This window comes from Lacipirellula sp., from assembly GCF_965279485.1.
In the GTDB taxonomy this organism is placed as follows: domain Bacteria; phylum Planctomycetota; class Planctomycetia; order Pirellulales; family Lacipirellulaceae; genus Lacipirellula.
This window is the reverse complement of record NZ_CBDIIC010000002.1, coordinates 2,277,908-2,302,592: the sequence shown is the minus strand read 5'-3', so window position 1 is coordinate 2,302,592 and position 24,685 is coordinate 2,277,908. Positions and strand designations below refer to the sequence as shown.

Genomic DNA, 24,685 nt, shown 5'->3' with positions numbered 1-24,685 from the left:
CTCATCGCGACACCTGCTGGGCGATCGCGTCAGTTTCGCTGGGGAGCGTGCCGCGCATTTCCATGGGCTGTAGCAAGATCCAAACGCCGCTGGCGTAAAGAACGATCGCGGCGGCGCACCAGGGAATTGCAGCAAACAGCGCCCGACGTCCGCTAACGGCCATCGATTCGCCGATGCGGAGCATGGCATACAGCGATAGTAACAATCCCGATCCCAGGGCGACGAGCTCGAAGCGAATGATCCAGTCGGCCGCGGGACGGCAGCAAGCGCAGATCCAGGCCGGCGGGCCAAGCCATTCGACGCCCAGATCGGTGGCGAAGCGCTGGGTGGCGGGAATGATCGTGTCCCAACTGGCGAGAAAGTGGAACGAGTAGTGTGCCAGCCACATGCCGAATCCCAGCGGGGCGAGGGCCAACGTGAATCTCGCAACGACCTTTGATGTGGTTTCGGTTAGTCGACCCCACTGCCGGCTGAGCAGGCCCGTCGTTACGGCGGCGAGTAGCGGAATGACAATGATCGCGCAGGCGTAGAACGCCGTCGGGATGGCGAGGGGCGGAAGATCGCCCCAGTCCGCGCGGAGTCGATCTTGCCATGCCAACACCGGCGCTACCATGCCGGCAGCATTCGCAAAGGCGCCGAAGACAAGTACGAGGGCCAGCGCGGCGACGTCTGGCCGTGCGCTCCAGCGGCCGATGCCTGAGCGGAGCCGATCGCTCCAGATGGCGCCGCCCGGCGTCGTCGTCAGCATGCCGACGTTTCCGTGCGGGCAAACGTGGACGCAATCGAGACAGAACGTGCAGTCGAAGTTCCCCGCCTTGCGAGGTTGGTAGAGTCCCATCTCGCAACCTGGCAGAGTAGCGGAGCCGCGGATGCATTCTTTTGTGGTGCAATTCGCGCAGACGTTGGCGTCGCGGACGGTGACTTCCAGTGGCGAGACGAGCGATTGCACAAAGTTGAATTGACCGATCGGGCAGACGTACTTGCAGAATGAGGCGCCGGCGAAGAGTGAATCGACCAGCAGTGCCGCCGCGAAGTAGGCAAGGGCAATCCACGCCGTCAGCCAGGGGCTGTCCCACAGCGCGAAGGCTTCGTAACTCCATAGAAAGAGGGCGACGAGCGCGACGGCAAGCCATTTGTTCCGCAGGGCCCGCGGCCAACTTCGCGTCGGTTGCCAAAAACGGCGGGCGATGCCGCGCGGCAGCGTGAACGGGCACGCCATGCAAAACAGATTGCCGGCGATCAGCAGCCCGAAAATGAGGACGCCGCGCCAGTGGATCCACGGCAGCACGCCCGCAAGATTGAGCGGGCTCAGTTGCGGGCCAAGCAATCCATCGAGGATGACGGCGACGGCGAGCAAGCCGACGGTGCATTGCAGCAGCGGCCGGAAGTGGCGCCAGCGGAGCAGGGCGCCGAGGAGCGGCATGCGAAAGAGATCGAAGCGGTGAGTTGTTTGTGCCCGCGCCGGTTGGTTGAGAATTGAGAGCAGGGCTGCGGCGTGAAGTTTGCGATTCGCATGGGTGTTTGCATTAACCCCAACGGGGTAGCAGTCCATAGCCAGGGGCGTCAGCCCCTGGTTGCGGGTTGGAGATGAATTGAAAGCCCCGATAGGGGCGACAGTGGTCGTCGGTCGCGCTGAACTTCTGTCGCCCCTACCGGGGCTAAGACCTTCGCGGTGCGTGGGTTCCAGGGGCTCACGCCCCTGGCTATGGACTGCCATCCCTACGGGATTGGGAGAGGAAGTGCGTCGGTACGAATGCGTTGATCGCCGCCACGTCGAGGAACTCCCTCGCAACAACTTCACCGCGATGAGAAACAACGGCAACAAAAACGCAATCGACCCCGGCACCCACATGATGACGCCCGCGGCCGCTTGATCATCGATTGCCGCGATCCCTGCGATGCGCGGGGCGTTTGCATAGTGCGGGTAGATCACGCGCGACGAAAACGTGAGCCAAGCCGCGAGCACCGTGTTCTGCACATCGGCAAGCAGTAGATAGGGAAGCAGCAACCACTGCGACCAATTTGGCCGGCTCGGGTACGGACGAACCACCGGATACCAGAAGAGCAGGGCGGCGGCGGTGAACAGCACATGCTCGATGAAGTGCCAGCGAGCGCTGCTGAGGGCTAGATCGTAGAACCGCGGGGCATGCCAGAACCAAGTGACGCCGACGTAGATCGGCCACGCAACGAGCGGATGCGTCAGCCGTGCGAACCAGCTCCGCAGTCGCCGTGAGCGCAGCAGTGGCGCCACCCACACGCTGCGAATCGGTTTCGGCAGACCGAGCATCGTCGGCAGCAGCGGCCAACCGAGCCAGAGCAGCGGCGGGGCGACCATCATCAGCAATAGGTGCTGCACCATGTGGATCTGCAGCCACAGCGAGGCGAACGGTTCGAGCGGGGAGGCGAGTGCGAGGAAAATCGCGAACAGTCCGCCGCAGAACGACGCTAGCCGCCAGAGGCTCCAGCTCTCAGGATCGCGGCGATGCAAGCTGCTCCAGCCGCGAACATAGATTCCCGCAGACAGCAGTAGCGAGGCGACAAGCCACGGCTCGCTCGGCCAGGAACGGACGAAGGCGTCGAGCGTGGGACTCATGGCGCCCTCACTCCGTCAGCGCGGCGGGCTGCGGCGTCGTGCCTTCGATGGGCGAGTCTTCAACCGATCCCGCGGGAACTTGGCCGTTCGGCCGTAGGCTGACGAGGAAGGCGACGGTGGCGTCCATCTCCGCCGGGCTCATCTGCTTGCCGTACGCCGGCATGTTGCCGCCGCCAGGCGTGCCGTTGCTAATTTGAGTGATGAGCTGATCGCGCGTGAGGCTCGCGCCGATCGTCGTGAGATCGGGGCCGCGACGGCCGCCGATGCCGTCGAGTGCATGGCAGTTGCGGCAGTTCTTGAATTGGAACACCGCGGCGCCTTGCAGTTCCAGCGGCGAACGACCGTCGAGCAAATCGACCGGCACGGGATCGCCGCTCCAGGCATTCATCACCGGCGACCAAGGAGCTTGAACGCCTTCATATGTGAGCACGCCGAGCGTGGTGTAGATCACGATCACTAGCAGCACGGCGACGGGGCGGCGGCTTGGCGCCCGTTCGCCGCGATTGCTGATGAACGGCACGAGGAACAAGGCGCCAAGCACCAAGACCGGGAAGACCAGCATGATGAAGGTCTCAATGGCCGGCGGGCTGAGCGACAACAGCGCGAAGAGCCACAAGAACGGCCACTCAGGACGCGGGTTGGCGCCGGCGAGCGTCGGGTCGGGGGGCTCGTTCGGTCCCTTGGGCCCTACGACCGCGGCGATGATCACGACGATCGTCACTGCGAGCGCCGAGAAGAAGATGTCTTTCAGCAGCGCGTCGCCGAAGAATGGGACGCCCCGCTTCAGCTCTTCATGATAGGTCTTGTCGTACGTCGCCGGATCGACGACTTCGCCCGGCACCGGCGGCGCACTGATGCCGCAGCGAAGCACTAACCACAGATGCAATCCAAGGAAGGCGAGCAAGGCGCCCGGAATAATAAAGACGTGCAGCGCGAAGAAGCGACTGAGCGAACTGGCGCCGATGATCTCGCCGCCGAGCAGCGTGTGGACGATGAACGGCCCCAGCACCGGAACCCGCCCCGCCATCGACCCGCCGACGGCGAGGCCCCAGTAGGCGTCGGTATCCCACCGAAGAATTTGCCCAGTGAAGAACATTCCCATCGTGCATGCGAGCAGCAACACGCCGACGACCCACGTGAGCTCGCGCGGATACTTGTAGGCGCCGTGCAGAAAGACCTGCGTCATGTGGATCAGCAGCATCACCACCATGCCCGAGCCGGCGTAGTAGTGCAGCGCTCGCAGGAACCAGCCCCACGGATGTTCGTAGTCGAGATAGAGCAAACTCTCGTACGCCTTGTCGGCCGACGGCACGTAGACCATCGACAGGCCGATGCCGGTAAGGATTTGAATGAGCAGCAGCGTCATCGACGCGCTGCCGAAGACGTACCACCACCCCATCGGCCCATCGATCGACCGCGGCACCGGATGGCGCATCATCGGCCAGAGCGTGGCGCTCGCGCCGGCGCGAGCGTCGATCCATTGGCCGAGTTTGAGGAGGAGTTGGTACATCTGTTTTAAGATTCAAGCGAACCAGTGAGCGTGTCGTGCAGCGTGGGGTAGTGAGGGGCTTCGATTTCGAGCTTGCCGTCCTTTACGCGCCACACGCAGTGGAACAGGCCGCGCGGCGGGGGGCCGCTCGCGCGTTCGCCGGTTTCGTAGTAAACGCCGCCGTGGCAGGGGCACATGAACAGCCCCGATTGCGGGAACCACGAGACGGGGCAACCCAGGTGGGCGCAGTTCGCGGCCAGTACGAGGAACTGCTCCTTGCCATCGTCGCCTTGGCCTTGGTAACGGACATGGACGCCGGTGAGCGAAGTCATGCCGTCCCACGGCTGACGCAGCGGGTTGTCGAAGTTGATCGTGCGAGTTTCACCAAGCGGGAAGTCAGCGAGGGCGCCCATCTCGACCCACATCGCAGGACGCGTGCGGCGGGCGAAGAAGTAACCGAGGATCGGCAGCGTGAGCAAGCCGGTGGCTGCGGCGCCGAGCAGGCCGGTGAACCAGCGGAAGAATGCCCGTCGCGGCGGCGTGGCGCCGGGGCATTCGTGTTTCACGACGGTAGTGGAAGGTGTTTGAGTATCCATACGATTCAACTAGCTGGGCGTGTTGCCGTGCGGCTTTCGCTTACTCTCCGGCGTTGGCGTTGGAGGGACTATCGCGCCGCCAGGAGGCGAGCAGCGCGACGAGTTCGTCGATCTCTTCCGACGTGAGCGGTTTGAAATCGTCGGGCCGGCCCTCCGCATCGGCGTAGTTCGGCATGCCGAGGTCGTGGCGGCCGGTGATGATGATTCGCCGTAACGCTTGGTCGCTGATGAGAGCGAGGAACGCGCGATCGTTGATGGCGCCGTTGGTATAACCCGTTTCGCCGCCGGCGCCGTTGGGGCCGTGGCATTCGGCGCAGGCCCGTTCGAAGAGGGCGGCTCCCGCAGTTGTTGCGTCGGCGCTCAACTGCAGGCTGCCTTGCGGAGCCACGTACGGAGGTGCATCCGCGACGAGCGCGGCGAGTTCTGCTTTGTCCTCCTCATCAATTGGCCAGTGCCCTTGGAGTCCATTGGCGAGGATCTGCACCTGCTCCGCAGTGAGCGTGCCGCCTTGCTCGGTCGCGAACGCGGGCATCGGCGTGCCGTTGCGGCCGTTGCGGATGACTTCTATCAACTCGGCGGGAGTGACGAGGGCGAGGAACAGCGGATCATTCAGCGGCGGCGCGGGGCCATGTTGTCCGTCGGCGCCGTGGCAGCCGGTGCAGTTCTGCCGGAAGAGCGTGGCGAAGTCGGTAATTTCGTTTTGCGGAACGGGACGATCGGCTGGCAACGGCTTGCCGGGGAAATCGGCGTTGCAGCCGGCGAGCGACATGCATGCGAGCGCCAGTAATGCGCTGCGAAGCGTTTGCTTGTAGCTTGGCGTCGATCGAGTTGAAAACGTTTCGCGGAACAACCGGTTGCTTCCTGCTTCTAAGTCACACGCTTCGATGACTACTTATTTGCCAGTAAGATATTCGTCCCGCGGCTCGGGCCCCCGGCCTGCCGGCGGGATGTGGACTTCGACCGATCGCACCACGACGATCGACGCGACGACGCCAAATACGAACTGCGAGGCGACGAACCAGGGCCACTCGACCACTCGCTGTAGCGTTGGATTCACCACGCCCATCAAGCCGTAGCTAAGCCCGGTCCACAGCAGCGGCATCACCAGCCCGCCCCATGCCATCGGGCCAGGGATCGACGGCACGCGCGGCAGCACGAGTCCGAACGCCAAGCCGAACAAAATCGAGAGCACCAGGTGCACCATCATCGCCGTGGCGAACCACTCGGCGTGATAGCCTTCAAGCTCCGCGGTGGTGAACTCGCCCGAGTGTTGCGTCACCATCGCCGCGAGCAGATTCGCGGGGTACCAGATGCCGTGCCGCGAGATGACACCCCACAACATTGCGGGGAGCGGCATCAACAGGCCGCCGACGAGGCCGCCGATAACGCCGCTCGCCACCGGCCGCCAGGCCCGCAGCCGCATAAAGACGATGGCCGCGATGATGCCGAACACCAATTGTGAGAGCACGAACGAGAGCCAATCGACTCGCGCGCGAAGCGAGGGATTCGCGGCGCCCCAGGCGAAGTAGCTCATCGCGGTCCAGAGGAGCGGCATTAAGAGTGCGCCCCACGCGATCGGCTTCGGCACGTCGGGGAGCGTCGGCAGCAGCACGCCGTAAAGCAGACCGATGATCAGCGACGTCACCGCGTGGATCACGCAGCCGGTGATGAACAATGGCAGGTGGAACTGTTCGAGCTGTGCCGTTTCCATCTGGCCGACGTTCGGCAGCACCATGCCGGCGAGCAGGTTGATTGGTAGCCAAATGCCGTGACCGCTGGCGAGGCCGTACAGCATTGCGGGGAGTGGCATCACGATGCCGCCGACGATGCCCCCTTTGACGCCGGCGGAAATCGGATGGACTCGCACCGGCAAGCGGAGTCGATAGCCAGGCATGCCGACTTGCAGTCGTGCGACGGCGCCACGGCGGGCGGCGATCGTTTGGGGACGTAGTGCGGCAGCGACGCGCGGTTCGTGGACGTGGCCGCGACCAGGAATGAGTTGGCTGACCCACATCGACAGTCCGACGACGAACAGCACAGCGCCGACGACGAGAAACGCCAGACTCATCGCCACGCCCGCAGCGAGCAGTGCGATGCTGAGCGCGAGCACAAGCGGCGCGACCGTTGGCGCCGGGAGTTCAATGGCGTCGTCATCGCGAGCCGAGTCGTGGGCGAGTTGCGGGCCGTCGCTCATACCGAGCCCCCTTTCGCGCCGACGTAAACGACCAGGAAAACGACGATCCACACCACATCGACGAAGTGCCAGTACCACGAAACAAGCTGCACGCCCGTTTCATGTTCCTTCGTAATCGCCCCGCGGGCGGCGAGCAGCAAGATGATCGACATCGCGATGACGCCGACAGTGACGTGCAGGCCGTGGAAGCCGACGAGTGTGTAGTAGGTCGTCCCGAACAGGTTGCGGCTGATCGTCAGGTGCTTTTCCGTGATGAGGTCGTGCCACTCGTACGCGGTGCCGACGAGAAACGCGACGCCGAGGGCAATCGTCGCGGCCCACAGCAGCTTGAAGCTCGCGTTGTTGCCGCGTCGGAGCGCCCCTTCGGCGAAGTGGATGAAAATGCTGCTCGCCACGAGGCAGAGCGTCGTGCCGAACGCGAGCTTCAGCGAAAGCGCTTCGGCCGGCAGCGGCCCAACCACGTCGCGGCCGAGGAAGGTGACGTAGGCGACGATCAGCGTGCTGAAGAACGCTACCTCGGAAACGAGGAAGCTCGCCATGCCCCATTGCGCAGCGTTGAGGGTTCGCTCGGGAGCGATCTCTGGCGGAATCGGGAGTTCAGCGGCTGGGTAGCTCATTCGTACTGCCAATCAGGATCGTCGGGATGCTTTAAATCCCACAGCGGTCGGCGGCTGTGGACGATCGGCTGCGTTTCGAAGTTGTAGCTCGGCGGCGGCGAACTGGTGGTCCACTCGAGCGTCCATGCATCCCACGGATCGTCGCCGGCGGGTTTGCCTTTCCAGAGCGAGGCGATCAGGTTGTAGACGAAAATCGCGTAGCTTGGCGTTTGCACGAGGGCGCCGATCGTGGTGAGTTGATTCCACCACTCCCAGTCGCGGCTCGGATCGTAGGTGTAAATCCGTCGCGGCATGCCGAGGATGCCCGAGACGTGCATCGGCCCGAACGTGAGGATGAAGCCGATGTACAGCAGCCAGAAGTGCCACACGGCAAGCCGTTCCGAAAGCATCCGGCCGGTCACCTTCGGATACCAGTAGTAGATCCCGGCGAACGTGCCGAAGAGCGTGCCGCCGATCAGCACCCAGTGGAAGTGGCCGACGACGAAGTAACTGTCGGAGAGTTGGAAGTCGAACGGCGCCGCGGCGAGCATGATGCCGGTGAGGCCGCCGATGAGGAACATCGAGAGAAACCCGAACGAGAACAGCATCGGCGATTGCAGGCTCACCCGTCCGCCGTAGATCGTCGCCAGCCAGTTGAAAAACTTGATGCCGGTTGGAATCGAGACGATCAAACTCGCGGCGGCGAAGTACAGGTCGAGCGTGCGGCTCATACCGACGCAGAACATATGGTGAGCCCAGACGCCGAGGCTGATGAACGCGATCGCCATCGTCGCCGCGGCCATGAACTCGTAACCGAACAACACCTTGCGCGAGAAGACGGGAATCACCTCCGACACCATGCCGAAGACCGGCAAGATGAGGATGTAAACCTCGGGGTGGCCGAAGAACCAGAACAGATGCTGCCAAAGATAGGCGGAGCCGCCGTTTTGCACGTCGAAGAAGTGGGCGCCCAGCTGCCGGTCGAACAGCACCATCACTAACGCCGCGGTCAGGGGCGGAATGGCAAGCAGCATTTGGAACGAGGTCCACAGCATCGTCCACGCGAAGAACGGGATCTTCCGCATCGTCATGCCAGGCGCCCGCATGCCGAGAATGGTCGCGATGAAGTTGACCGCGGCGCCGATCGTGCCGATACCGCTGATCAATAGACCCAGCGCCCAGAAATCGGTCCCGCCGTTGCGATCGAACGTATGCTCGGTGAGCGGAGCGTAAGCGAACCAACCGATTTCTGGCGCGGCCCCCGTGATGAAGCTAAGGTAAACGAGCAACCCGCCGAAGAGGGTGATCCAAAACCCGAACGCGTTGAGCCGCGGGAACGCCATGTCGCGGGCGCCGAGCATCAGCGGCAGCATGTAGTTGCCGATGCCGATCAGAATCGGCATCCCCACGAAGAAGACCATCGTGGTGCCGTGCATCGTGAAGAGCTGATTGAAGACGCTCGGCCCGATCACCTCCGCCCGCGGGTAGAAGAGCTGCCACCGCATGAGCAGGGCCTCGATCCCGCCGATGACGAGAAAGACGAGGCTCATCAGGACGTACATGATGCCGATCTTTTTGTGATCGACGGTCGTCGTCCACTCGTGGAGCGCAGCGGCCCAACCGCGCGACGTATTGTACGCGGCGGCTGAGCCGGCATGCTCCAACTGATGTGAACGGTCGACGGTGGCCATAGCTTGTCCTTGCGAACTGGTTACTTCAGCGTTCGCAGATACTCCACGATTTGGTTCTCTTCTTCACTACTCAACCCGAACGCCGGCATTAGCACGCCTGGCTTGATCGCGTGCGGATCGTGCACCCACTTCCGCAGGTTGCTCCGCGAGTTCGGCACTTGCCCGGCGGCGATCGTGTCGCGGCTCATCAAGTGGGTGAGATCCGGGGCGCCGTTGCCTTGGGCGGCCGTGCCGGTCACGCGGTGGCAGTTGACGCACGAGTTGGCGAGGAACGTAGCTTTGCCTTCAGCGACGGCGGGATCTTCGACCGCGGGCGCCGCCTCGTTCGCCAGCCAAGCCTCGAACTCCGCCGGCGTTTCGGCTACGACGCGAAGCATCATGTTCGCGTGCTGGGCGCCGCAGTACTCCGCGCACTGGCCGAGGTAGAGTCCCGGCTGCTCCGTCTCGAAGGAGAGCAAATTGCTTCGGCCGGGAATGAGATCGACCTTCCCACCCAATCGCGGGATCCAGAAGCTGTGGCACACGTCGCCCGACTGCAGCGTGAGATGGACGGGCCGCTGTGTCTCGCCATCGCCGATGGGGATGTGCAGTTCGTTGGCCGTGATGAAGCCAAGCTTGCGGCCGTCGTAGCTGTCGTAGCGATACTCCCACCACCATTGGTGGCCGATCACGGTGACGAACAGCGACTGGTCCCCCTCGAGCGGTTGCACGGGAGCGGCTTCCACCTGCCAGAGCGTGCGCGTGGTGACGAGCACCAAGAAGAAGACGATCATCGTCGGCGCGGCGGTCCAGGCGATTTCGATCGGTTCGCTGCCGTACACCTGGGCCGGCTCGCCGGGGGCTTCGTTCTTCTTCCGGCGGAAGCGCCAGATCGAATAGAACAGAATTCCTTCGACGACCAAAAAGATGATGCCGATGATCGCCAGAGCGAGAATGGCGAGATCAACGATCCAACCAGCCTGCGGCGAGGCAGGAGAGAAGATCGACACGTCGGCCATCCGTCCTTCGACGGCTGCCAAGAGCATCGATAATCCATTCGCATCCACTGCAACTCTCCGACAACGTCGCTGCTTCCCGTGGCGACGCGGCCCAGTATATCGCGAATGTCCGGCGTCGTCATCCGGTTATTCTTGGCCGCTCGTAAAGTTTGCCGCATCTCGATAGGCAGCGTGCGTGGCGATGCGGTATTCTTTCGCGTGTCTCATCGCCTCCCTTAGGACAATCGCTCGCCATGTCCAGCGCCGAACAAACGAGACTTGATCAGTGCAATGCCGGCGAGGGCGAATGGCGGCGGTGGGGATCATTTCTCAGCGATCGCGCTTGGGGCACCGTGCGCGAGGATTACAGCGCGGACGGCGATGCTTGGAACTACTTCCCCCACGATCATGCCCGCAGCCGCGCTTATCGCTGGAACGAGGACGGCCTCGGCGGCTTTTGCGACGACAAGCAGCATCTTTGCCTCGCCGTCGCCCTGTGGAACGAGAAAGATCCGATCCTCAAGGAGCGGATGTTCGGCCTCAGCAATCCGCAGGGGAACCATGGCGAGGATGTGAAGGAGTATTACTTCTTTCTCGACGGGACGCCGACCCATTCGTACATGCGGATGCTCTACAAGTATCCGCACGCTGCGTATCCCTACGATGATCTGGTGAAAGTTAACGGTGAGCGGAATCAACTGCAGCCGGAGTACGAGCTGTTCGATGCGTTGGAGGCCGATTTCCGTGCGAACCGCTACTTCGACGTGACGATCGAGTACGCGAAGGCGAGTCCCGAGGATATTCTCTGCCGGATCACCGCGGTGAATCGCGGGCCCGACGCGGCGCCGCTCCATATCTTGCCGCACTTGTGGTATCGCAACCGTTGGTCGTGGGAGGTTGGCGCCGAGCGGCCGGCCATTCGCGTTGCCGGGCCGATGGCGGCGTACACCGATGCCAAGATTCTCGGCGAACGCTGGTGGTACGTACGCAGCGGCGATAGCCGGCCGGTCGACCTTTTCTTTACCGAGAACGAAACGAACTTCGAGCACCTGGGCGAGGGGCCAAACCGTTCGCCGTATGTGAAAGATGGCATCGACGAACGCGTCGTCCACGGCAACGCCGCCGCGGTGAACGATCGCCAGGGGAGCAAGCTCGCCGGGCATGTTCGGTTCGATATTCCCGCGGGGGGGACGTCGACGGTCGAGGTTCGCTTCCGCGCCGAACCGCATGCCGCGCCGTTTGGCGGCTTCGACCAGATATTTACAACGCGGCGCCGCGAGGCGGACGAGTTCTACCAAACGACGTTGCCGGCGAAGCTCGGCCCCGACGAACGCGCCGTTGCGCGGCAGGCGTGCGCGGGGCTGTTGTGGTCGAAGCAGTTCTACCACTTCGACGTCTTCCGCTGGCTCACCGGCGACGAGCCGCAGCCGGCGCCGCCCGCCGAGCGGTGGCATGGCCGCAACCATCGTTGGAAGGAACTGCACAACGCCGAAGTGATTCTCATGCCCGATACCTGGGAGTACCCCTGGTACGCGAGCTGGGACTTGGCGTTCCACTGCATCGCGATGGCGCGGATCGATCCGTGGGTGGCTAAGAATCAACTGCTGCGGATGGGTTACGAGTGGTACCAGCACGCCAACGGCCAGTTCCCGGCATACGAGTGGGACTTCGACGATGTAAATCCGCCGGTGTCGGCGTTCGCCTCGTGGCGGGTCTATCAGATCGAGAAGGAGGCGACCGGCCATGGCGATCTCGAGTTCCTGAAGGAGATCTTCCAGAACGAGATGCTCAACTTCGCCTTCTGGGTGAATCGCAAGGATAGCGGCGGCCGCGATATCTTCGGCGGCGGGTTCCTGGGGATGGACAACATCGGCTGCTTCAATCGCGATACGCCGCTGCCTAACGGCGAGATTCTCGAGCAGAGCGACGGCACCAGTTGGATGGCGCAGTACAGCATCGCGATGCTCACCATCGCCGCAGAACTGGCGAAGTACGATCCCGTCTACCAGAACATGGCACTCAAGTACTTCGAGCACTTCCTCTACATCGCCCACGCGATGACGAACATGGAAGGGCAGGGGATCGATCTGTGGGACCACGACGATCAGTTCTTCTACGACGTGGTGTTGATGTCGGACGGCACGACGCATGCGCTGAAGATCCACTCGATGGTCAGCCTGGTACCGTTGTTCGCCGTGCTGACGGCGGAGCCGAATCGCTTCGCGGGGCTTGAGCTGTTCGTCGAACGGGCGGGCTGGTTTCTGAAGCATCGGCCTGACTTGCTCCGCAACGTCGCCCCGGTGGCAATTCCGGGGCCGAACAACTCGCGGCTGATGGCGATCCTCACCCGCGAGCGGCTCACGGCGATTATGGAGCGGATGCTCGACCCTGCGGGCTTTCTGTCCGACTACGGCGTTCGCTCGCTCTCGCGGTATCATCTCGACCATCCCTATGTGCTGAAGGCGGAAGGGCGCGAGTTTGTCGTGAAGTATCTGCCCGCCGAGTCGGATAGCCGGCTGTTCGGTGGCAACTCGAATTGGCGCGGGCCAATTTGGTTTCCGGTGAACTACATGATCGTGCGGGCGCTCCATGAGTTCTGGCGGCACTTCGGCGATGACTTGAAGGTGGAGTTCCCGACCGGTTCGGGCGTGAAGAAGAACCTCGACGAGGTGGCGTCGGAGCTTTCGGCGCGGCTGGCGCAGATCTTTCTGCCCGATCGCAACCAAGGCGGGCGGCGGCCGGTGTGGGGCGACAACGAATACTTCCAGACCGACCCAAACTGGCGCGACCATATTCCGTTCCATGAGTATTTCAACGGAGACACCGGCGCTGGGGTGGGAGCGAGCCACCAGACGGGTTGGACGGCGCTGATTGTCGCGCTGCTGTTCGAGTATGGAGGGCGGCAGTGAGATGAATGGCGCCACGCCAGGGCGAGCGGTTCCGATTGGCGCCACGGTCGACGCCGCGGGGGTGAACTTTTGTTTGCACGCAAAGCACGCGACCGGCGTGACGCTGCAACTGTTCGCAGCGGCGGGCGATGCGCAGCCGGCGCGTGAGTTCGTGCTCGATCCGGTCGCGAACCGCACGTACGACTACTGGCATGTGCATGTGGCGGGCGTGCAGGCGGGGCAGCTGTACGGCTACCGTGTGGCTGGGCCGAACGAACCTGCCAAAGGATTGCGGTTCAATCCCGCGAAGCTGCTGCTCGATCCGTACGCTCGCGCGACGGCGAACCTGGCCAACTACCAGCGGCCCGCGGCTTGCGGCGGGGCAGGGGAGAACGCCGCCGTAGCGCTGAAGGGCGTCGTCGTCGATCCCGCGGCTTACGACTGGGCTGGTGATCAACCGCTGCAGCGGCCTTACGTCGATTCGATGATCTATGAACTGCATGTCGCGGGGTTCACAAAGCATCCGAACTCCGGCGTCGTTACACCGAAGCGAGGAACCTATGCAGGCCTCATCGAGAAGATTCCCTACTTGCAGCAACTCGGCGTGCGGACGGTCGAGTTGATGCCGGTGCAGCAGTTCGATCCGACCGATGCCCCCAGCGGCGTGAACTACTGGGGCTATCAGCCGGTCGCCTGGTTCGCGCCGCACGCGGGCTACAGCTCGCAGCAGACGCCGCTGGGCGCCGTTGATGAGTTTCGCGATCTGGTGAAGGCGCTGCATCGCGCCGATATTGAGGTGATTCTCGACGTCGTGTTCAACCACACCGCCGAGGGAGACGAGCGCGGGCCGACGCTCTCGTGGCGGGGGATCGACAACGAGGCGTGCTACATTCTCGACGCGAACGATCTGTCGCGGTACGTCGACGACACCGGCTGCGGCAACACGGTCAACGCGAACAGCCCGGTCGTGCGGCGGATGATTCTCGATTGCTTGCGGTACTGGGTGACCGAGATGCACGTCGACGGGTTTCGCTTCGACCTAGCGGCGAGCTTGTCGCGGCGTTGGGACGGCGCGCCGCTCGAGCGGGCGCCGATCTTGTACGACATCGAATCCGATCCGGTGCTTGCCGGCACGAAGGTGATCGCCGAGGCGTGGGACGCGGGCGGGCTGTACTGCGTGAGCGACTTTGCGGGCGATCGCTGGGGCGTGTGGAACGGACGGTACCGCGATATCGTGCGGCAGTTCGTCAAAGGCGACGCCGGCCAAGTGGCAACGCTCGCTGATTGCCTCGTCGGCAGTCGCAACTTGTTCCATGAAACAGATCGCAATCCCGATCGGAGCGTGAACTTCATCACGGCGCACGACGGGTTCACGCTCAACGATCTCGTCTCGTACGATGCGAAGCATAACGAGGCGAACGGTGAGCAGAACGCCGACGGGTCGAACGACAACTACAGTTGGAACTGCGGCGTCGAGGGGCCGACGGACGATGCGGCGATCGAATCGCTTCGCCAGCGGCAGGCGAAGAACTTCCTGGCCATTATGTTCCTTTCCGAAGGGCGGCCGATGCTGCTGATGGGGGACGAGGTTCGTCGCACGCAGCGGGGGAACAACAATGCCTACAGCCAAGACAGCGAGCTGTCGTGGTTCGATTGGGACGATGCGACGCGGCACGCGGGGATGCTGCGGTTCACGCGGGAGCTGGTCGCGTTTCATCAGCGGTCGTTGTTGTTTCGCAGCTGGGCGTTCTGGGGCGAACCTGGGGCGCCGCAAATCACCTGGCATGGCGTGCGGTTGAACGAGCCCGATTGGGGCGATGGTTCGCATGCCGTGGCGTATGAATTGACCAGTTCCGACGGGGCCGAGCATTTGTATGTGGCGCTGAACGCGTATTGGGAACCGTTGGAGTTCGCGCTGCCGCCGTTGGCTGCTGGTGCGCAGTGGCAGCGATTGATGGATACGGCTCGCGAGAGTCCGGACGATCTTTGCGTTCCGCCGGCGGCGCTCCTTGCGGGGCAGACAAGTTACCGGTGCGAGGCGCGTTCGTCGGTGGTGTTGATCCGTGCGTGAATCCGCTAAATCCGTGAGAATCCGCTTTCCGTTCTTAATCGCTAATCGTGACCTACATTTGTGCCTAGCCAAATCCCTCCCCTGGCCCCTCCCTTCAAGGGAGGGGGAGCAGTCGCCATGGCCGAACATTACGACGTTATCATCATTGGCAGCGGAGCCGGCGGCGGCACGCTGGCTCGGCATCTCGCGCCGTCGGGCAAGAAAATCTTGTTGCTCGAACGCGGCGATTGGCTCAAACGCGAGCCCGAGAACTGGAGCGCCGAGGCGGTCTTCATCGACAACCGCTACGTCTCGAAAGACGTCTGGTACGACAAGCGGGGCAAAGCGTTTCAGCCGGGCGTGCATTACTTTGTCGGCGGCGCGACTAAGATGTATGGCGCCGCGCTCTATCGGTTGCGGGTTGAGGACTTTGCCGAGCGGCAGCATCAAGACGGCGTCTCGCCGGCTTGGCCGATCAGCTACGACGAGCTAGAACCGTACTATCAGCAAGCCGAGGAGATGTATCACGTTCACGGAGCCCGCGGCGAAGACCCGACCGAGCCGCCGTCGAGCGGGCCGTATCCGCATCCGGCCGTGTCGCACGAGCCGCGGATCCAGAAGCTGGCCGACGACCTCGCCCGCGCCGGCTACCATCCGTTTCACTCGCCGTGCGGCATCATGCTCAACGAAGCGCAGCTGGCGTTTAGCCGCTGCTGCCGCTGTATCAACTGCGACGGGTTTCCCTGCGTGCTGCACGCGAAGAGTGATGCCGAAACGCTCGCCGTGCGACCGGCGCTGGAGTTCCCGAACGTTACGCTGCTGACCAACGCGATGGTCGACCGACTGGAGACGAGCGCTGACGGCCGCCAGGTGACGCGGGTCGTCGGTACGCACGAAGGGAAGCCGGCGGAGTTCACCGGCAGCGTCGTCGTCGTCTCGTGCGGCGCGGCGAACTCGGCGAAGCTGTTGCTCCGTTCGGCCAATGACAAGCATCCGCGCGGGTTGGCGAACGGCTCCGACCAAGTGGGGCGGAACTACATGTTCCACAACAGCCAGGCGGTGCTCGCGCTGTCGAAGGAGCCGAACCCGACGATCTATCAGAAGACGCTCGGCCTGAATGATTTTTACTTCGGCATGCCGGGGTACGAGTTCCCGATGGGGAACATTCAGATGGTCGGCAAGTCGCAGGCGCCGATGTTCCGCGGCGAGAAGCCGATTGAAACGCTGCTCGCCCCGCAGTGGTCGTTGGAGATGATCGCCAAGCACGCGGTCGACTTTTGGCTGTCGACCGAGGATTTGCCGCGGGAGGAGAACCGCGTGACGGTCGATGCCGCGGGGACGATCACGCTCAGCTACACGCCGTCGAACACCGTGGCCAAGAACAAGCTGTACGGGAAGCTGAAGTCGATGCTCAACCAGCTCGATATGCATGACCATTTGATCCCCCGCAACTTGTACATGAAGAACGAAATCGACCTGGGAGGCGTCGCACACCAGGCGGGGACGTGCCGGTTTGGGAGCGATCCGAAGTCGTCGGTGCTGAACGTGAACTGCCAGACGCACGAGGTCGATAATTTGTATGTGGTCGACACGAGCTTCTTCCCGAGCATCGGGGCGGTGAACCCGGCGCTGACGGCGATGGCGAATGCATTGCGGGTGGGTGATCACTTGCTGCAGCGGCTTGGTTAACACATAAGCAAATCCACTTCTTTCTCTGCGCCTTTGCGCCTCTGCGTGAGATCTCTCGCAGAGGCGCAAAGGCGCAGAGGGGGAACAAAATAAAGAAGGATGTGATTGATGAATCTCAAAGGCAAAGTCGCTGTTGTTACGGGTGGGAATAGTGGGATCGGGTTGGCCATTGTCGAGGAACTGGCTCGGCAGGGGGCGAGCGTGGTCATCGACTACATCTCTCATCCGGAGGCGACGGCGGCGCTGGAGAAGCAACTCGCTGGGCTCGGCGAACAGGCGATTGGCGTTGAGGCCGACGTGAGCAAGGTCGCTGATCTTGAAAAACTCGTCGCCGCGGCGGTGGCGAAATTTGGGCGGCTCGACGTCATGGTGAACAATGCCGGCGTCGAGACGCGGACCAGCGTGCTCGACACCACCGAAGCGCAGTACGAGAAGGTGCTCGACATCAATTTGAAGAGCGCCTTCTTCGGGACGCAGGTCGCCGCGAAGCAGATGATCAAGCAAGGTTCTGGCGGACGGATCATCAACATCACCTCTGTGCACGAAGATTGGCCGATGCCGGGCAACACGGCGTACTGCCTCTCGAAGGGGGGCATGCGGATGCTCACCCGGACGGCTGGCCTGGAACTTGCCCCGCACAAGATTCTGGTGACGGGAGTTGGACCGGGCGCCGTGGCGACGCCGATCAACACCTCGACGATGAACGACCCAGCACTGCTGAAAAAACTCGACGACGCGATTCCGCTCGGCCGGATGGCCCAGCCGGGGGAAATCGCCAGCGTGGTGGCGTTCCTGGCGAGCGACGCGGCGAGCTATATCACGGCGACGACGATTTTTGCTGACGGCGGGATTATGCAGAGCAGCCCGGGGCTGTAGCCAAACGATGGTCCCAAGCTGTTGTCGCGTCGCTTTGTGTCGCGTGACGCGATTTTTGGCGACAGTAATCTAAGTCCTTTTGAGGTAACAGGTTGAGTTGTCGTTTTGGGTGTCGTTTTGGGTGTCGTTTGGTGTCGTGAGGCGACAGATCGGCGTTTGGTTGAGGGGCTGGAGTGCTTGGGATCTGAACGCTCCGGGGGCGGGACGCCCCGGCTCGCTGTGCGCAGCATGAACGTCGCCATGCATGTGGTCGTTTGTTCAGTATCTCAGGGTGGGTGGCCGAAAGCAACGCACAAACCGAAATTACGGCTCGCGGCGAGCGGACTTGTGGGGAAGTCGCGATCGCTTTCCAATAGCCGCCTGCACAGCAGGATGACTGAATACGACCGCAGGCGTTCGCCTGGTCAACCGACCGCTTCAACCGGAAACTCGGCATCGCCATGACGGCGCCTCATAAACCATCTAAACCGACCGTCGGCTGGCGCGAATGGATCGCGGTGCCGGCCCTAGGGATCGACGCCATCAAGGTGAAGATCGACACGGGCGCCCGCAGCTCGTCGCTGCACGCGTTCGACCTTGAAGAATTCGAGCGCGACGGGGCCCGTTGGGTGCGATTTGTGGTTCACCCCCTGCAGCGCGACGCGAAAACTACGCTCCAGGCAGAGGCTCCTGTGCTAGAGTTTCGCCATATACGGAGTTCTAACGGCCACACGACTCATCGGCCGGTGGTTCGGGTCGATATCGAGGTCGACGGCCAGCGCTGGCCGATTGACCTCACGCTTGCCGCTCGCGATGAGATGGGATTTCGTATGCTGCTTGGCCGCGAAGCAGTGCGAGGAAAGTTTGTCGTCGATCCGGGCCGTTCGTACGTTGTTAGCCAGCCGCGCGTTTCGAAAGCATCATTGAAGAAGCCAGCTAAGAGAAAGAAACGGAGATCAGAATGAGGATCGCCATCCTGTCGCGGCGACCGTCGCTCTATTCGACGACGCGACTGAAAGAGGCCGGCAAGAATCGCGGACACGATATGTCCGTTGTTGATTACTTGCGCTGCTACATGGACATCACGTCGCGGCGTCCGCAGGTGATTTACCAGGGCGAGCCGCTGAAGGTCGACGCGGTGATTCCGCGCATCGGCGCCTCGAACACGTTCTACGGCACGGCCGTGGTGCGGCAGTTCGAAATGATGGGCGTGTTCGTCGCGAACGAGTCGCAGGCGATTAGCCGTTCGCGCGATAAGCTTCGCAGCCTGCAACTGCTGGCCCGCGACGGCGTCGGGCTGCCGGTGACTGGTTGCGCGCACTCGACCAAAGACATCGACGGCGTCATCAGCCTCGCCGGCGGCACGCCGCTGGTGGTGAAGCTGATCGAAGGGACGCAAGGCGTCGGCGTGATTCTCGCCGAGACGAAGAAGGCGGCCCAAGCAGTCATCGAGGCGTTCCGCGGACTCGACGCGAACATCCTCGTGCAGGAATACATCAAAGAGGCAGGCGGCAGCGACGTGCGTTGCTTCGTCGTCGGCGGCAAAGTGGTCGCGAGTATGAAACGGCAAGCGGGGCCGGGCGAGTTCCGCTCGAACCTGCACCGTGGCGGCACGGCGGAGAAGGTGAAGATCACGCCGGAAGAGCGTTCGACGGCGGTTCGCGCTGCCCGCACGATGGGGCTGAACATCTCCGGCGTCGACGTGTTGCGTTCGAATCACGGAGCCGTGGTGATGGAGGTGAATTCGTCACCAGGGCTCGAAGGGATCGAGAAGTCGACCGGCGTTGACGTGGCGGCGAAGATTATTGAGTTCATTGAGAAGAATGCGAAGGCGGGGCTGCAGCGGGATAAGGGGAAGGGCTAAGCGGCTTGGCTGACTGCCTTGGTTGGGATTCAGAAGAATTGAACCGCCAAGGACGCCAAGGTTCGCCAAGGAAATGCATTGGTTGGTTCCCTTCGTGTTTCTTTGCGCCTTCGCGCCTTTGCGTGAGACATGTCTTTTTAGATCTCACGCAAAGGTGCGAAGGCGCAAAGGAAAAGAATTTGGAAGTTTGAACCACGACGACACGGAGAACACGACGAGAGAAATAAAAGCAGCTCCGTGCTGTTGTCACGTAAAATTTTCTTACGTTGTGTCCGTCGTGTCGTCGTGGTTCAATTCATGCACTATGACGGTAGTCGATCGAGCAAGGCGGCAAGCTCTAAGAAAGTCCGTTCCGTCGAGAACTCAGGGATGAGCCGTGGCTAAAGTTAGCAATTTGCCGATCGAAGTCGCCGGGGTGTTTGTGAACCCGGGCGAGCGTCGCCGGATTGAGATTCCGGTTGCGAAGCTGCCGACGGGGACGAGCCTCACGCTGCCGATTATGGTAGTGAACGGCGCCAAGCCGGGGCCGACCGTGTGGATTAGCGCGGCCGTTCATGGCGACGAGGTGAACGGCGTCGAGATCATCGGCCGCGTGCTCGAGAAGATCGCTCCGCGCGAGCTCGCCGGTTGTCTCATTACCGTGCCAATTGTGAATGTGTTCGGGTTCAACGCCCAGTCGCGGTATTTGCCTGATCGGCGCGATCTCAATCGTTCGTTTCCTGGCTTGGAGCGGGGTTCCGTCGCGGCGCGGCTCGCGTTTCTGTTTATGCAGGAAGTCGTGGTGAAGTGCCAGTACGGCATCGACCTGCATACGGGGTCAAACCATCGAACCAACTTGCCGCAGATTCGTGCGAACTTGCACGATGAAGAGACGCGTCGGTTTTCGGAAGCGTTTGGGGCGCCGGTGATCATGCATGCCGGCGCCATCGACGGGTCGCTGCGGAAGGCGGCGACCGATGCGGGGATTCGAACGTTGGTTTACGAAGCGGGTGAGCCGTTGCGGTTCGACGACGAGGCGATTCAGCTCGGTCGCGACGGCGTGCTGCGGGTGCTGCAGGCGCTCGGCATGCGGGCGACGGCGCCGCGACCGCGGACGAAGCACTCGGCGCTGATCGCAAAGACGTCGTGGGTGCGGGCATTCAACAGCGGCATCTTGCGGCTCGACGTCAAACTTGGCGCGAAGGTGTCGGCGGGACAGCAACTCGGCATGGTGGCCGACGCCTTCGGCGACGACGCCGCGCCGCTCATCGCCGCGGAAGAGGGGATCGTCATCGGCCACACGAACAACCCGCTCGTCCAGCAGGGCGAGGCGGTGGTGCACCTAGCGACAATGGCGCCTGATGGCAGCGAGGCGACGTTGCCGGAGGTCGATCCCGAAGGCCGGCCGGTGGTGGAACCTTAGAGGGTAACGGCCTCTTCTGTATTTCTTTGCGCCTTCGCGCCTTTGCGTGAGACATGTCTTTTTTAAGATCTCACGCAAAGGCGCGAAGGCGCAAAGGGAATGCAGAGGGGCTGTCGCTGCGTGCTGTCGTTGTTCAGCTTCTTACAGTTTGATCTTCACCGGCCCGCCGGAGATGCCGCCGTCGACGAGGAGCGTTTGACCCGTGACGTAGGCGCTCGCGTCGGAGGCTAAGAAGACGATGGCGCCTTCGAGGTCGTCGGGTTTGCCGGGACGCTTCAACGGGATGCGATCGGTGAGGTAGTCGACCCACCCCTCTTGTTCGTAGAGGGCGCGGTTTTGGTTTGTCTTGAACCAGCCGGGGGCGAGGCAGTTCACCGTGATGCCGTGCGAGCCCCAATCGTCGGCGAGGCTCATCGTGAGCTGCTTGATGCCGCCGCGGCTGGCGCCGTACGGGCCGAGGCCGGCGTAGCCGCAGACCGAGGTGACCGAGCCGATGTTGATGATGCGGCCGTAGCCTCGCTCGATCATGTGGCGGGCGATGCCCTGAGCGACGAAGAACGAGCCGCGGAGGTTCGTGTCGAGAATCAAGTTCCAATCGTCCCAAGTGACTTCGAGCGCCGGCTTGCGGACGTTGCAGCCTGCGTTGTTCACCAGAATATCGATCTTGTCGACTGCCACGAGAGCGGCTTTGCACATCGCCTCGATGCTGTACTGGTCGCGGACGTCGAGTTCGAGCGGCACGACTTGCCGGCCCATCGCTTCGATTTCGTGGCAGAAGGGCGTGAGATCGGCGGCCTTGCGGCTGGTGACGATGAGGTCGGCGCCGGCGCGGGCGAGAGCACGGCCGAAGATTTGGCCGAGGCCGCGGCTGGCGCCGGTGATGAGTGCCGTTTTGCCGGTGAGGTCGAAGTTGTCGGTGCTCATTGCGTGAGTTGCGAGTTGCGGGTTTTGAGTTGCGAGTTTTGACTAGCCCCCGGCTCTTCAAGCCGGGGGGATTGGTGCGTTTCGACGTGGGCGGCTCGTCGTTTCGTCTTCTTCCGGCTCCCTCCCCCTTGAGGGGAGGGCTGGGGAGGGGGGCGAAGCTGGTACACGCTTCCAATCACCCCTCCCTAACCCTCCCCATCAAGGGGAGGGGACCACAAAATTCAAATTGTTCATGCAGACGTTACGGCGTGACGACGACTTTCATCAGCCCCGGTTCGTGAGCGTAGAGGCGTTCGAACCATGCCGGTGCGTCGTCGATCGAGATCGCGGCGCTGAGCAGCGGTCGCACGTCGACGGCGCCGCTGGCCATCAGGTCGATGCACTCGGGGTATTCTCCGCTCGAGGCGCAGGTGCCGTGGAGGGTGAGCTCGCGGGTGACGACCGCTTGCAGCGGTAGCTCGATCGTCGGCGAGACGTTGCCGACTAGCGTGACGTGACCCCCTTTGCTTACCGAGTTGACGGCGGTCTGCACGGTGGGCGTGGCGCCGACGGCTTCCCACGCGGCAGCGACGCCGCGGCCGGCGGTGAGTTCGAGAATCGCTTTCGTCGCGTCGACTTGCTTCGCGTTGAACACGTCGGTGGCGCCGAACTTCTTGGCGAGGGCCAGGCGATCGTCGTCGACGTCGACGGCGATCAACCGGCGGCAACCGTAGTGACGCAGCACCTGCACGATGAGCAGGCCGATCATCCCCGTGCCGACGACGACGACGTCATCGTCCTTCTTCGGGACGGCTCGCTTCACGCCGTGGACGGCGACCGACACGGCTTCGATGAGGGCGGCGTGTTCGAGCGGCAGCGCGTCAGGAAGGCGGTAGAGAATGTGCGCGGGGACGGCGACGAACTCGGCGAACGCGCCGTGACGACGGTAGTCGCCGCACGAGACGCCGAGGACCTGGCGGTTGTCGCAGAGGTTCACGCGGCCCGCGCGGCAGTAGCCGCACTCGCCGCAGTAGACGGTCGAGTCGAACGTGACTCGCTCGCCGACGTGGAAGTCAGCCACGCTTGAGCCGACCGCTTCGATGACGCCCGCGGCTTCGTGGCCCATCACCAGCGGCGGAATGCGGCGGCCAGTCGAGCCGTCGTAGCCGTGGACGTCGCTGCCGCAAATGCCGCAGGCGCCGACGCGGACGAGGACTTCGTTCGGGGCGATCTCGGGCGTCGGCATCTCGACGACGTTTAGTTTGCGGTATTCGCTGAGGAGCAGGGCCTTCATCGGCGTGGCGGCAGGAGTGGGAAGGGCAGGGGAAGGGAGCCCTTCAATATAGCCGGAGGGGGACGCCATGCGGGAGTGCGGCGCCTGGCGGGTGGGGATTGAGACGCTTCGCGATGGGAGCGCGCAGCGGTCTGGCTGAATCGAACCTATGCGGGCGAGAGGGAGCAGCACGAATCCCAACGGGATTCAATATTTCAGCCCGGGGTTGATCGCGCGAGCGATCTACCCTGGGAAAATTGGGGAAGAAGATTCGCCAACCCTGAAGGGGTTGAATCATGCCGCGTGGTGGGCGTCTTATTCAACCCTTTCAGGGTTGGGGGCATCTGATTCGCGGATACCCAGGGTAGATTGCTGCGCAATCAACCCTGGGCTGGAATATGGAACGCCGTTGGCGTTCATATGCGCTTCGCTTGGGATGACGTCACGACGAGATTAGAAACCGGCGCCGCGGGTTTTGGTTTTTACGCGGGCGAGGCGGCTGTTCGTTGTGATGTAGAGCGTGCTGCCGTCGTCGCCCCAGGCGCAGTTGGCGACGAGGTCGTCGGTCGAAATCGTGCCGAGGTGTTTTCCGTCTTTCGAGATCACCAGCACGCCGCCCGGTCCCGTGGCGAACAAATGGCCGTCCTTGTCGACTTTGAAGCCGTCGGGCGAACCCTTGAGGCCTTTCTTCGCCAGTTCGGTGGCGTCGAAGAAGATGCGTTCGTTGGCGAGCGAGCCATCGGCTTGCACGTCGAAGGCCCGCCACAACGGGGCGGTGCTGTCGGACTGGCCGACGTAGAGAATCTTTTCGTCGGGCGAAAAGGCGAGGCCGTTCGGTTTCGTCATCGCGCGGGTGGCGAGGGTCACCTTGCCATCGGGGCCGCAGCGGTAGACGCCCATGAAGTCGATTTCGGCCGTCTTCGGGTCGCCACCCTTGAGCAGGCCGTACATCGGGTCGGTGAAATAGATGGCGCCGCTGGAGTGGCGGACGAGATCGTTCGGGCTGTTGAAGCGCTTGCCTTCCCAGCGGTCGGCGATGTTAGTGAACTTCGCTTCAGGCTTTTTGCCGGCGGCTAGCGGCGCCTCAAGGCGAGCGATGCGGCGATCGCCATGCTGGCACATCACGAGTTGATCTTTGTCGTCGATGACGAGGCCGTTCGAACCGAGTTCGCCGCCGCGGGGGACTTCGCCTGTGTAGCCGGCGGGATTGAGGAATTCTTCGAGGCCGTCGCGTTCGTTCCACTTGAAGATCGCGTTGCGAGGGATGTCGGAAAAGAGCAGCGACTTGTCGGCGGCCCACCAGACGGGGCCTTCGCTCCAGACGAAGCCCTCGGCGATGATCTCGACCGGCGCGTTCACGTCGACGAGGGCGTCGAGCGCCGCATCGTGTCGTTCAATCTTTCCTACAGCGCGAGGTTCAACGCCCATCGGTTCGGCTCCCATACAACGAATGACGCACCACGACATCAGCAGTGATGACAGAGCAATATGCTTTGGAAACGTCGTCATGGCAATTGGCTCAATGAGTGCAAAACTGCACGTGAAAAGAATGGGCCGGGGGTCGCTGTTTGAGCGGCCGCGCCCGAGATTAGTCTGCCGCAAGTGAACGAACAACCTACCACGGG

At 62.8% G+C, this 24,685-nt stretch carries 18 protein-coding genes; 7 read left to right on the top strand and 11 right to left on the bottom strand.

Annotation, left to right across the window (positions count from 1 at the left end; genetic code table 11):
• Position 1: 1 nt before the first annotated feature.
• From ACQY7R_RS16890 to coxB, 8 genes are all read right to left on the bottom strand, one after another.
• A complete protein-coding gene (locus ACQY7R_RS16890) occupies positions 2-2,593 on the bottom strand; it encodes a cytochrome c oxidase assembly protein (RefSeq protein ID WP_428306741.1) in 2,592 nt (863 codons plus the stop codon).
• A gap of 7 nt (positions 2,594-2,600) precedes the next feature.
• A complete protein-coding gene (locus tag ACQY7R_RS16885) occupies positions 2,601-4,103 on the bottom strand; it encodes a cytochrome b N-terminal domain-containing protein (RefSeq protein ID WP_428306740.1) in 1,503 nt (500 codons plus the stop codon).
• A gap of 5 nt (positions 4,104-4,108) precedes the next feature.
• Positions 4,109-4,678 carry a ubiquinol-cytochrome c reductase iron-sulfur subunit gene (locus ACQY7R_RS16880; RefSeq protein WP_428306739.1) on the bottom strand — a complete coding sequence of 190 codons (570 nt, stop codon included), beginning with the start codon at positions 4,676-4,678 and terminating at the stop codon, positions 4,109-4,111.
• A 40-nt stretch (positions 4,679-4,718) separates the two neighbouring features.
• Positions 4,719-5,447: a cytochrome c gene (locus ACQY7R_RS16875; protein ID WP_428306738.1), complete on the bottom strand. Its 729-nt coding sequence runs from the start codon at positions 5,445-5,447 to the stop codon at positions 4,719-4,721.
• 123 nt (positions 5,448-5,570) lie between these two features.
• A complete protein-coding gene (locus ACQY7R_RS16870) occupies positions 5,571-6,872 on the bottom strand; it encodes a hypothetical protein (protein WP_428306737.1) in 1,302 nt (433 codons plus the stop codon).
• A complete protein-coding gene (locus ACQY7R_RS16865; RefSeq protein ID WP_428306736.1) occupies positions 6,869-7,489 on the bottom strand; it encodes a cytochrome c oxidase subunit 3 in 621 nt (206 codons plus the stop codon). Before ACQY7R_RS16865 ends, ACQY7R_RS16870 begins: the two co-directional genes overlap by 4 nt.
• On the bottom strand, positions 7,486-9,159 hold the full coding sequence (ctaD, locus tag ACQY7R_RS16860; protein ID WP_428306735.1) for a cytochrome c oxidase subunit I: 1,674 nt from the start codon (positions 9,157-9,159) through the stop codon (positions 7,486-7,488). Before ctaD ends, ACQY7R_RS16865 begins: the two co-directional genes overlap by 4 nt.
• A gap of 20 nt (positions 9,160-9,179) precedes the next feature.
• Positions 9,180-10,184: a cytochrome c oxidase subunit II gene (coxB, locus tag ACQY7R_RS16855; protein WP_428306734.1), complete on the bottom strand. Its 1,005-nt coding sequence runs from the start codon at positions 10,182-10,184 to the stop codon at positions 9,180-9,182.
• Positions 10,185-10,390: 206 nt separating this feature from the next.
• Between coxB and ACQY7R_RS16850 the strand changes: the two genes are divergently transcribed.
• The 7 genes from ACQY7R_RS16850 to ACQY7R_RS16820 all read left to right on the top strand — a co-directional run bounded on the left by ACQY7R_RS16850 (position 10,391) and on the right by ACQY7R_RS16820 (position 20,884).
• Positions 10,391-13,045 carry an MGH1-like glycoside hydrolase domain-containing protein gene (locus ACQY7R_RS16850; protein WP_428306733.1) on the top strand — a complete coding sequence of 885 codons (2,655 nt, stop codon included), beginning with the start codon at positions 10,391-10,393 and terminating at the stop codon, positions 13,043-13,045.
• 1 nt (position 13,046) lies between these two features.
• The gene (gene glgX, locus ACQY7R_RS16845) at positions 13,047-15,095 is read left to right on the top strand and encodes a glycogen debranching protein GlgX (RefSeq protein ID WP_428306732.1); all 2,049 of its coding nucleotides are present in this window, start codon (positions 13,047-13,049) and stop codon (positions 15,093-15,095) included.
• Between the two features lie 117 nt (positions 15,096-15,212).
• Positions 15,213-16,763: a GMC oxidoreductase gene (locus ACQY7R_RS16840; protein WP_428306731.1), complete on the top strand. Its 1,551-nt coding sequence runs from the start codon at positions 15,213-15,215 to the stop codon at positions 16,761-16,763.
• Between the two features lie 108 nt (positions 16,764-16,871).
• Positions 16,872-17,639 (top strand): SDR family NAD(P)-dependent oxidoreductase, encoded by a 768-nt coding sequence (locus tag ACQY7R_RS16835; RefSeq protein WP_428306730.1) that lies wholly within the window; start codon positions 16,872-16,874, stop codon positions 17,637-17,639.
• A gap of 440 nt (positions 17,640-18,079) precedes the next feature.
• Entirely contained in the window at positions 18,080-18,583 is a 504-nt protein-coding gene (locus ACQY7R_RS16830; RefSeq protein WP_428306729.1) for an ATP-dependent zinc protease family protein, read from the top strand.
• A complete protein-coding gene (rimK, locus tag ACQY7R_RS16825; RefSeq protein WP_428306728.1) occupies positions 18,580-19,482 on the top strand; it encodes a 30S ribosomal protein S6--L-glutamate ligase in 903 nt (300 codons plus the stop codon). The genes ACQY7R_RS16830 and rimK overlap by 4 nt, the downstream gene beginning before the upstream one ends.
• Positions 19,483-19,858: 376 nt before the next feature.
• Positions 19,859-20,884: a succinylglutamate desuccinylase/aspartoacylase family protein gene (locus ACQY7R_RS16820; RefSeq protein ID WP_428306727.1), complete on the top strand. Its 1,026-nt coding sequence runs from the start codon at positions 19,859-19,861 to the stop codon at positions 20,882-20,884.
• Positions 20,885-21,025: 141 nt separating this feature from the next.
• On the opposite strand, the gene ACQY7R_RS16815 is transcribed toward ACQY7R_RS16820, so the two are convergent.
• The 3 genes from ACQY7R_RS16815 to ACQY7R_RS16805 all read right to left on the bottom strand — a co-directional run bounded on the left by ACQY7R_RS16815 (position 21,026) and on the right by ACQY7R_RS16805 (position 24,569).
• Positions 21,026-21,808 carry an SDR family NAD(P)-dependent oxidoreductase gene (locus ACQY7R_RS16815; RefSeq protein ID WP_428306726.1) on the bottom strand — a complete coding sequence of 261 codons (783 nt, stop codon included), beginning with the start codon at positions 21,806-21,808 and terminating at the stop codon, positions 21,026-21,028.
• 241 nt (positions 21,809-22,049) lie between these two features.
• The gene (locus ACQY7R_RS16810) at positions 22,050-23,150 is read right to left on the bottom strand and encodes a galactitol-1-phosphate 5-dehydrogenase (RefSeq protein WP_428306725.1); all 1,101 of its coding nucleotides are present in this window, start codon (positions 23,148-23,150) and stop codon (positions 22,050-22,052) included.
• 363 nt (positions 23,151-23,513) lie between these two features.
• The gene (locus ACQY7R_RS16805; RefSeq protein WP_428306724.1) at positions 23,514-24,569 is read right to left on the bottom strand and encodes an SMP-30/gluconolactonase/LRE family protein; all 1,056 of its coding nucleotides are present in this window, start codon (positions 24,567-24,569) and stop codon (positions 23,514-23,516) included.
• Between the last annotated feature and the right edge of the window lie 116 nt (positions 24,570-24,685).